The organism is Flammeovirga sp. AWQ4_249 (assembly GCF_056161045.1).
In genome coordinates this window covers 1-10,068 of the sequence record NZ_JBSWYJ010000076.1, presented here as the reverse complement: position 1 = coordinate 10,068, position 10,068 = coordinate 1, and the positions used below count along the sequence as shown (strand labels likewise).

Annotated in this window: 7 protein-coding genes and 1 tRNA gene; 3 read left to right on the top strand and 5 right to left on the bottom strand. The window is 33.1% G+C overall.

From position 1 onward, the window contains the following. Positions 1 to 611: 611 nt before the first annotated feature. Both ACXAHM_RS25535 and ald read left to right on the top strand, forming a co-directional pair. Positions 612 to 1,592 carry a M23 family metallopeptidase gene (locus ACXAHM_RS25535; protein WP_474966871.1) on the top strand — a complete coding sequence of 327 codons (981 nt, stop codon included), beginning with the start codon at positions 612 to 614 and terminating at the stop codon, positions 1,590 to 1,592. A 227-nt stretch (positions 1,593 to 1,819) separates the two neighbouring features. Continuing rightward, positions 1,820 to 2,944, top strand: coding sequence for an alanine dehydrogenase (gene ald / locus ACXAHM_RS25530; RefSeq protein ID WP_474966868.1), 1,125 nt, complete (start codon positions 1,820 to 1,822; stop codon positions 2,942 to 2,944). A gap of 35 nt (positions 2,945 to 2,979) precedes the next feature. Here the strand turns inward: ald and ACXAHM_RS25525 are convergent, their stop codons facing one another. The 5 genes from ACXAHM_RS25525 to ACXAHM_RS25505 form a co-directional block, all read right to left on the bottom strand. Then, entirely contained in the window at positions 2,980 to 4,134 is a 1,155-nt protein-coding gene (locus ACXAHM_RS25525; RefSeq protein WP_474966865.1) for a tetratricopeptide repeat protein, read from the bottom strand. A gap of 148 nt (positions 4,135 to 4,282) precedes the next feature. Next, on the bottom strand, positions 4,283 to 6,199 hold the full coding sequence (gene dnaK, locus ACXAHM_RS25520) for a molecular chaperone DnaK (protein WP_474966861.1): 1,917 nt from the start codon (positions 6,197 to 6,199) through the stop codon (positions 4,283 to 4,285). Between the two features lie 394 nt (positions 6,200 to 6,593). Beyond that, a complete protein-coding gene (purE, locus tag ACXAHM_RS25515) occupies positions 6,594 to 7,097 on the bottom strand; it encodes a 5-(carboxyamino)imidazole ribonucleotide mutase (protein ID WP_474966857.1) in 504 nt (167 codons plus the stop codon). 100 nt (positions 7,098 to 7,197) lie between these two features. Next, complete coding sequence (locus ACXAHM_RS25510; RefSeq protein ID WP_474966853.1) at positions 7,198 to 9,429, bottom strand: tetratricopeptide repeat protein; 2,232 nt, start codon at positions 9,427 to 9,429, stop codon at positions 7,198 to 7,200. Between the two features lie 80 nt (positions 9,430 to 9,509). Beyond that, positions 9,510 to 9,908, bottom strand: coding sequence for a hypothetical protein (locus tag ACXAHM_RS25505; RefSeq protein WP_474966848.1), 399 nt, complete (start codon positions 9,906 to 9,908; stop codon positions 9,510 to 9,512). An 87-nt stretch (positions 9,909 to 9,995) separates the two neighbouring features. Between ACXAHM_RS25505 and ACXAHM_RS25500 the strand changes: the two genes are divergently transcribed. Further along, positions 9,996 to 10,068 (top strand) — tRNA-Met (locus ACXAHM_RS25500).

Below are 10,068 nucleotides of genomic sequence, written 5' to 3'. Positions count from 1 at the left end.
AGCTGCCTCGTTTTTCAGAAGCGAGTGCAAAGGTAAGAATTTTTCTTTTTAACTTCCAAATCTTTTTTGAAAAAATTTTGAAGTTTTTTTTGAGTCAATTTTCATTCTCACAACACTCTGTTTTTATTACATCAAATTGATGTTTTAAAAATGCCTTCCGTTAAAGGCGAGTGCAAAGGTAAGAAAGGAAATTTAATCTGCAATATCTATTTTGTTTTATTTAGAAACTCATTTAGATAACTGATTATCAACTCTGAAAGCTTTCTTTTACGTCATATTTTTTCCTTAGCCGTTTGCTGAAGGGAGTGCAAAGGTAATAGAAGGTTTTTTAAATGCAAGAGGTTTTTAGTGTATTTATTTTAAATAAAAATCAACAAACAGATAACAGACTGGAATCAAGTGATTTACTTAATCAACTTTTTCAATATTCAATACATTGTGGATAAAATTTGAACTGATTAAAATATTGTTATGTTATCTTGATATAATATTTAGAAAGTATAACACGTTAATTTCAAAGTATATTGAGAAATAGATTACAATCAATCATATTGATTTTTTATGTATATTTGTAATTCAAGTATTTGGAATACATATTCCACAATAGAACTATGGCAAAAATAAAATACTATTACGATACTGAAACTTGTCGATACGAAAGAATAAGAACTTCCCCATTTGATATGTTTATCAATATTACGGGACTTCTATTTGCTTGTTCTTTATTTGGCTTTTTCTTTTCGGCTATATATATAAAATATTTCCCTTCGGCTAAAGAAGCGAGATTAGAAAAAGAAAAGGCCGATCTTCTATACTCTCATAAATTATTAGAAAAAGAAGTTGAGGACGCGAGTAAAATGTTAACCTCTTTACAAGATAGAGATAATAAAATATACAGAGTCATCTTTGAAGCTGAACCAATACCTTTAGAGATTCGTCAAGCTGGTACTGGTGGTAGTCAAAAGTATCAAGACTTATTAGATAAGAAGCTTGCTAGAGAAGATATGATTTTAGGTACTTTGTCTAAAATAGATAATTTAAAAAGACAAATGTACAGACAGACAAAGTCATATGATGAGATCGTTGACCTTGCTCTAAATAAATCTGAGATGATGGCTGCAATTCCTGCTATTCAACCTGTAGATAATAAAGATTTAAAAAGATTAGCATCAGGGTTCGGTATGAGAATTCACCCTATTCTTAAAGTAAAGAAAATGCATACTGGTATTGATTTCTCAGCTCCAAAAGGAACTCCTATTTATGCAACAGGTGATGGAAAAGTTATTAAAGCAAGAAAATCTAACCGAGGTTATGGATGGGAAATAGAAGTTGATCATGGTTTTGGATATGTCACTAAGTATGCTCACATGTCTAAATTTTATGTAAAAAGAGGACAGAAAGTTACTAGAGGACAAAAAATTGGTGAAGTTGGTAGTACTGGTTCTTCTACTGCACCTCATTTACACTATGAAGTAATTCATAAAAAGAAAAAAGTAAATCCTATTCGTTATTTCTCTAAAGATGTAACTGCAGATCAATATTCTAAATTACTAGAAAAAGCATCCGTTGAAAATCAATCTTTAGGTTACTAATATTCTAGAAATCAATATTTATCCTCATATACTTTTTATTTTGTATATGAGGATTTTTTTATTCCATTTCGAAACAAAACATACATTTTAAAGAAAAAAACAAAAAAATATTTTAAAAACATTAATTAACTCAACTTCCCGTTATATATTGCAACACACATTACTTCCATACACATAAGGGAAGACCTATTTTTTTATAGCACATACTCATATAACACATTAAAGTCATGATTATAGGCGTTCCAAAGGAAATTAAGAACAACGAAAACCGTGTAGCTTTAACTCCAGGTGGGGCTAAAGAGCTTATCAAAAGAGGACACACTGTTTATGTACAATCAACTGCAGGTATTGGTAGTGGATTTTCTGATGAAGAATATACTGCTGTAGGTGCAACGTTACTTCCAACCATCGAAGAAACATATGCAATTGCAGAAATGATTATGAAAGTAAAAGAACCGATTGAAGCGGAATATCCTTTAATCAAAAAGGATCAACTTCTTTTTACTTATTTCCATTTTGCTTCATATGAGCCGTTAACGCGAGCAATGATTGAGCAAAAACCGGTTTGTTTAGCATATGAAACTGTAGAGAGAGCAGATAGAAGCTTACCTTTATTAATACCAATGTCAGAAGTTGCTGGTAGAATGGCTACTCAAGAAGGGGCTAAGTTCCTAGAAAAACCAATGGGAGGAAGAGGTATACTTCTTGGAGGTGTTCCTGGTGTAAAACCAGCCAAAGTAATTGTAATTGGTGGCGGTATTGTAGGAACTCAAGCAACTAAAATTGCAGCTGGTATGGGTGCCGACGTAACGATTATGGATATTGATTTATATAGATTACGTCAATTGGATGACATTATGCCTGCCAATGTAAAAACAATGGTATCTTCTGAACACAATATCCGTGAGGAAATTAAAGATGCAGATATGGTTGTTGGTGCTGTTCTTATTCCAGGTGCAAAAGCTCCACATCTTATTACAAGAGATATGCTTAGTACAATGAGAGAAGGTGCTGTTTTAGTTGATGTTGCTGTTGACCAAGGAGGTTGCTTTGAAACAACTAAACCAACTACTCACGCTGAACCAGTATTTGAAGTTGATGGTGTAATGCATTACTGTGTAGCAAATATGCCAGGTGCCGTACCATACACATCAACTCTTGCACTGACTAACGCAACGCTTCCTTATGCTATCCAATTAGCTGATAAGGGATGGGAAACTGCATGTCGTGAAAATGAAGAATTAAAGAAAGGTTTAAATATTATCAGTGGCGATGTTGTATACAAAGCTGTTGCTGATGCATTTGGTCTTGAATATAAAAATGTAGAAGATTTTTTATTAGCAAAAGCTTAATAGAATAACTTCAACAAATAAAAAAGCTCATGATTTTACTTTAAATCATGAGCTTTTTTTTGCTTGTTATCTTTTACATATTTTTCCCAAATAGAGGATTGGTAAAATAAATTATAATTTTCACTTACAAGTATTTCTTGAATTGGTACTCCTACTTCGTCAGAAACTTTAATAACTTCTTCAAGCATCCCTTTATAATTTTCATCAGCATAATATGTATCTATCAAAAGTAATCTAGCTTCTGTCGTAAAACTCTCTGCTTTGATTATTTTTTTTAATACCTTTTTTGCTTTCGAATATTTTCCCCAAGACAATAATATTTCTGCTTCCCTAAGAGATAGATAATCATCTCCACCAATTAATTGAGATAATTCTTCTAACATTATATTAGCCATTTCATAATTATCTGTAGAACCGTAAACATCCATCATAATTAGTCGAATGCTTTTATCCTCAGGAAATGCTTTTAAATAATTATTTTTCACCTCTTCCATCTCTGATGTATTACCTTGATAAGCATGAGCTTGAAGAAGTGCTAATTGTGTGTTTTTTTTCTTTTTAAAATAGTTGGACAGAGAATCGTAGGAAGCAATAGTATTTCCATACAAACCTTCTTGATTGTATTCAAAAAGGTCAATAACCTTCAATAATGATTGTTTATACCTTTGGTTTGATATTAAATCTGGGTTTTCTTTTGCTAACATTGTTGCAACAATATCTGAAAAGTATACTCCTCCAGAATAAAAATAGATATCTACAATATTCCATTGATTTACATGGTTTTTTACTAATAACATTTCATTATAGTCTAGCCAACCATCTCCTTTTAAATCTCTATATAATAAATTTGTATTTCCATCTCGATCTTCTAGTACTTTTACAAATGAGAGTTCACCATTTGCACCAATTTGTTCAACAAGTAACTCACCAACCCTTAATTCATCTTTAAAAATAGAGGAATATTCCTTCCAATCATTTGATTGTCGGTGTAAACTTTTAAAAACTCTTTGCGTGAATACATCATAGTCAATCCATTGATCAACTGTTTTTCCATCACCATGATAAATTGCACTATCTATAGTGATCGCTAATTGTATTTCGTCTTTAGCTGATTGACCTTGAGTTGAAGTTATTGATATCCAACAAATACAATAAAATAGGTATATGTATTTAGAAGTAATTTTATGCATTCAATTTCAAAAATAATGTATCGTTCCTAGGTAAAGTTATAAAGTAAGGCGAGAATATACTATCACAATATAAAAAAAAGAGGTTTCCATTCAAATTAATGAAGGAAACCTCTTCTATTTATCGATTAATTAACTTATTCGTTAATTATTATTTTACTTCTTCGAAGTCAACATCAGTAACGTCATCTGCATCGTTACCACCTTGTTGTTGATCTGCACCAGGAGCACCTTCAGCACCAGCTGCACCTGCAGCATCACCACCAGTTGCTTGGTACATCTCTTGAGAAGCTGCTTGCCATGCTGCATTTAATGCATCAAGAGCAGGTTGAATCTTATCAATATCTTGAGCTGCGTGAGCTTCTTTCAAGTCTTTTAAAGCCGCTTCGATCGCAGTTTTGTTACCTTCAGAAAGCTTATCGCCATACTCTTTTAATTGCTTCTCTGATTGGAATACCATTGAGTCAGCTTCGTTTAATTTCTCAGCACGCTCTTTAGTAGCATTATCTGCATCAGCGTTAGCAGCTGCTTCGTCTTTCATTCTTTGGATTTCTTCCTCAGTTAAACCTGAAGAAGCTTCAATTTTGATTGACTGCTCTTTACCAGTTGCTTTATCTTTCGCTGAAACGTTTACGATACCGTTCGCATCAATATCAAACGTTACTTCTACTTGAGGTACACCTCTTGGTGCTGGAGGAATATCATTTAAGTGGAAACGACCTAAAGTCTTGTTACCACTAGCTACTGGACGCTCACCTTGTAAAACGTGAATTTCTACTGAAGGTTGGTTATCCGCAGCTGTAGAGAATACTTGTGACTTTTTAGTCGGGATAGTTGTGTTAGACTCAATTAATTTTGTCATTACACCACCCATAGTTTCGATACCTAAAGAAAGTGGAGTCACGTCTAATAATAGAACGTCTTTTACTTCACCTGTTAATACACCACCTTGGATAGCTGCACCAATTGCAACAACCTCATCAGGGTTAACACCTTTAGAAGGTTTTTTACCGAAGAATTTCTCAACTTCCTCTTGTACTTTAGGGATACGAGTAGAACCACCTACTAAGATTACTTCGTCGATATCTGAAGTAGATAAGTCAGCATCTTGTAATGCTTTACGACAAGGCTCTAATGATCTTTGTACTAAAGAATCAGCTAAACGCTCGAAATCTGAACGAGATAATTCTTTCATTAAGTGTTGAGGTACACCATCTACTGGAGTGATATATGGCAAGTTAATGTCCGTTTTAGCACCTGCAGAAAGCTCAATTTTTGCCTTTTCAGCTGCTTCTTTTAAACGTTGTAATGCCATTGGGTCTTTACGAAGATCGATTGTTGGATGATCTTTCATAAATTCTTCAGCTAACCAGTCAATGATTACTTTATCGAAGTCATCACCACCTAGGTGCGTATCACCGTTTGTTGATAATACTTCAAATACACCATCACCTAATTCTAAGATTGAAATATCGAAAGTACCACCACCAAGGTCAAATACTGCGATTTTTTTATCTTGATTTGCTTTATCTAAACCGTAAGCTAATGCTGCAGCAGTTGGCTCGTTCACGATACGAGAAACTTTTAAACCTGCAATTTCACCTGCTTCTTTAGTAGCTTGACGTTCAGCATCATTGAAGTATGCTGGAACTGTAATAACTGCTTCTGAAACTTCTGATCCTAAGTAATCCTCAGCAGTTTTCTTCATTTTCTGAAGAGTAATTGCTGAAATTTCTTGAGGAGTATATAATTTATCACCAATTTTTACTCTTGGTGTATTGTTAGGACCTTCAACAACGTCATACGCCATTTGAGAGATCTCATTACTAACTTCTGAATATTGTTTACCCATAAAACGCTTCACAGATGCGATTGTGTTTTTAGGGTTTGTAATAGCTTGACGTTTTGCAGGATCACCTACTTTACGCTCGCCATCTTGTAAAAATGCTACGATAGAAGGTGTTGTTCTTTTACCTTCTGCGTTTTCAATAACAACTGGCTCATTACCTTCCATAACTGAAACACAAGAGTTTGTTGTTCCTAAATCAATACCAATGATTTTTCCCATAATGTTCTAAATGTTTATATCTTTTTATTTTAATTCAATTTTCAACGTCCTGTTTTTCAACGAGACACTTTCTATTAGACAATGCCTATGCCAATTGATTTTTGCGGACACTTTGACAGAAATCATCATTTTGACTCTGACAAATTTGTATAAATAGTATAATTTGGATTGAAGAAAACTGACAGATTTACAAAACGGTATTAAGATTCTTATGTTTCTCGAAATGCAAAAAAGTAGTTTAATATATTTTAAGAAATCAATATGTAGTCAGAAAATAAAATAGTACAATCATTTTTTGAATAATCTAGATTGCCAGAAATTCTAGTTTCTATATTAATCAATAAAAAAGGTCTACATTTTCGATGCAGACCTTATATATACTTAATACTTAAGTTTAAATCTTATTCTTCCAACCTTCTGTTTCTACTTCAGTGGCTGATGTTAAGACTTTTTCTTTCATTTCTTTCATAAACTTTTCAATGTTCTGAGATACAACATCATCCGTAGCTCCCACTATTTTAGCTGCTAAAATACCTGCATTTTTCGCTCCATCAAGTGCTACAGTAGCAACTGGAACTCCTGAAGGCATTTGTAAAATAGATAAAATTGAATCCCAACCGTCAATTGAATTTCTTGATTTTACTGGTACTCCAATTACAGGCAATGAAGTCATTGATGCTACCATACCTGGTAAATGAGCTGCTCCACCAGCTCCAGCAACGATTGCAGCTAACCCTCTTTCCTTAGCAGATGTAGCATATTCAAACATTCTTTCTGGAGTTCTATGGGCTGATACAATAGTTAATTCGTATTCTACGCCTAATTCTTCTAAAACTTGAGCTGCTTCTGACATTACTTTTAAATCAGATTGACTACCCATAATGATCCCTACTTTCATGATTTTGGTGTTTGTTTATGACTTGTAGTTTATAATTGGATCAAAAATAAGGGCTTTGCAGTTTTACTACAAAGCCCTTATCTATTTTTATATAAAAATTTTAATTGAAACGAGGGTCATTTGGATAATTAGCTCTTAGCCATTTCCAATATAATTGTGCTTTTTGTTTTTGTCCTGTTTGTTCATACAGTGCTGCTAAAGCATACCTTAAAGATGGATCCTGTTTAGTATATTTCAATCCTTGCAAATAAGTTTTTTCTGCTTCTGCTACTTTCCCCATTTGCTGTAATACAAGTCCCCAATTATAAAAGGCTCTTGAATTCTGAGGGTTTAATTTAGCTGCTTCACCTAAGGCTTTAGCTGCATTAGGCCAATCTTTTAACTCTGCATAAAGAAGACCTTTTGAATAATAAGCTTCCGCGGAATTAGGATCAACTGCTATGGCGTTATCTAATTCTTTTTCAGCTGCTTTTACATTACCTTGAATTGAATAAATTCTTGCTAAGCTAAATCTTGCTTCATTCATGAGAGTATCAAAACTCAATGATTGTTGATAACACTCAATTGCTTTATTATACTCTTTTCTTCTTTCATAATATTGACCTTCGCCAAATGGACCTTCTCTAAAGTCTTTTGCTTGACGAAAGTAAGCTTTCATTTCTGCTGTTGCTTTATCAAATGCTACTTTCCATTTTCCTTTAAATCTACCTTCAGGTGCGTCACCTAATGCAATTGCAGTAGAAATTCTAACAGATCTGATTGGATCATTTAAATAAGGGCTTAAATAAGCTACTCTTTGATCCAAACTTAATTGCGACAAGTTTTGAACAGCTGTAAGTCTTACTAATGGCTCAGGATCTTTTAATCCATCAAGAATTGCTTCTATAGATTCGTTACCTGGAGTTCTTGCTAAATAATATACAGCAGTAGCTCTAGCAATAAATGGTGCTTTTTGCTCATCAACCATTTGTTTTAAAGCAGATACATATTCTTCTGAATAATTTCTACCTAATGCAAGAGTATCCCTCCAATCATGATGAGGTTCTCCATACATTTTCTCAAAATTCTTGACTGCCCAATCTACTGATTTATCAGTATGACATTGGTTACAAGCATTTGGAGTACCTTCATATTTAAAACTTAAATCTGGACGAGGTATACGGAAACTATGATCTCTACGATAATCATTCCCCATATAGACTTCTCCAACCATATGACAATCAACACAACGTACATCTTTGCCTTTATCATGAAGTGTATGTGATTTTACTTGATATTCTTTTGGTTCATGACATTGAGCACAAACTTTATTTAAGTCTTTAAATTTTAATTCAGCTTTATGCGGATCATGACAATCTGTACACTTTACACCTTCATGATACATTTTACTTTGTATAAAAGATCCATATACATATACCTCATTTAGGATTTGTCCATCATGATAATACATATTCTCTCTTAAAATTTCAGGAGCAAATTGATTATAGAAACCTTCTCCATATTTAAAATTTTGAGTTAATTGAGATCTTCTTGAGTGACAAGGTGCACAAGATTCTACTAATGTTTTAGCATCTTCACCTTTTCTGAATTGTTGGATAAATAATCCTTCAACAAAGTCCTTCTTTTCTTCAAATTCAGTAGAATTGACAAATTCGACGTGTTCTTTACCAGGTCCGTGACACGATTCACAACCTACATTTATTTCAGACCACTTAGTATCAAATTTATCATTTTCAAAATCATAATTCTTTCGAATGTTTGTAGAGTGACAATCAGAGCACATTGTATTCCAATTACCTCCTCCATTGGCCCAATGTAACCATTCATAATGTTGGACATCATCTAAATTATCATGCTGATTGAACCACTTCTTCTTTTCTGTGTCCCAAGTTTCACGAATTACTTGAATTTTTCCCTGCTCCATCTCAACCATATAGTTTTGAAGAGGGCGAACACCGAATGTATATTTTATTTCGTAATCGTGATTCTTACCATCAGGACCTTGCGTATTAACAATAAATTTATCTCCTTTTTTGAAGAATTTACTTGTTACATTATTCCCTTTAAAAGTTACATTATTAAAGTTACCAAGTACAGTTTCATCTGTCGCAACCTTCATTGAATTATCATGATCAGAACCTTTCCATTTATGATATTCATTTTCATGACAAGAACGACATGTTTCAGTTCCTACAAAAATTGAATCGGGATAAGGTAGGTTTAAATCTGCATGTGGATTTTGTGTTTCCACAACGTCGGTATTCGTTGATTTCTTTTCCTCAGTATTTGTACAACTAAAATAAATTGCTCCTGAGAAAAAAATGACTGACAAACTGACTAGTAAGTTATTTTTAAATTTCATTTCTACGGCTGGACTAAGTATTTCCTATCTTCTACTATTAAACTCACTATTCACTTTATTTGTTTAAGCTTTAACTTATTATTTTTTAAAGATAAAATCAAAAAATTTGTAGTAGTATTTTCAAGCTTAAAAGTTAATGTATTTTTATCAGAATTACACTCCCATTGCCCTTTTTTTGAAATCATTGAATCGTTACTTAATTGTTCTTCAAAAACTAAATCTTGGTTTGCCATTAAGTTGAAATTCATTCTCCCTCCTCTTATTGCTTTTAATTCTTCATCATGTACAAAGACTAAAGTATCACCATGATCTTCTTCAGGAAAATGAAACCAATGTTCAGTTATTTCAAGTTGAGAATTATTTTTTGAATTAATATTCCCACACCCAACAACAACAAACACACTGATAATGAACAGATAAAGTAAATTATCGATTTTTAAATTTTTCATATTTTCATTTGTTTATAATAAAGTTGGTAATAATATTTTTTTATTAAAAACATTTCCCTACTTTTGCCAAGCATTTAAGAAAAACAGTGCGGGGTGGAGCAGTTGGTAGCTCGTCGGGCTCATAACCCGAAGGTCATCAGTTCGAGTCTGGTCCCCGCTA

Bases quoted from the DNA above. Each gene is read 5' to 3' on its own strand.
- ACXAHM_RS25535 (WP_474966871.1), top strand. From the start codon at position 612: ATGGCAAAAATAAAATACTATTACGATACTGAAACTTGTCGATACGAA.
- ald (WP_474966868.1), top strand. From the start codon at position 1,820: ATGATTATAGGCGTTCCAAAGGAAATTAAGAACAACGAAAACCGTGTA.
- ACXAHM_RS25525 (WP_474966865.1), bottom strand. From the start codon at position 4,134: ATGCATAAAATTACTTCTAAATACATATACCTATTTTATTGTATTTGT.
- dnaK (WP_474966861.1), bottom strand. From the start codon at position 6,199: ATGGGAAAAATCATTGGTATTGATTTAGGAACAACAAACTCTTGTGTT.
- purE (WP_474966857.1), bottom strand. From the start codon at position 7,097: ATGAAAGTAGGGATCATTATGGGTAGTCAATCTGATTTAAAAGTAATG.
- ACXAHM_RS25505 (WP_474966848.1), bottom strand. From the start codon at position 9,908: ATGAAAAATTTAAAAATCGATAATTTACTTTATCTGTTCATTATCAGT.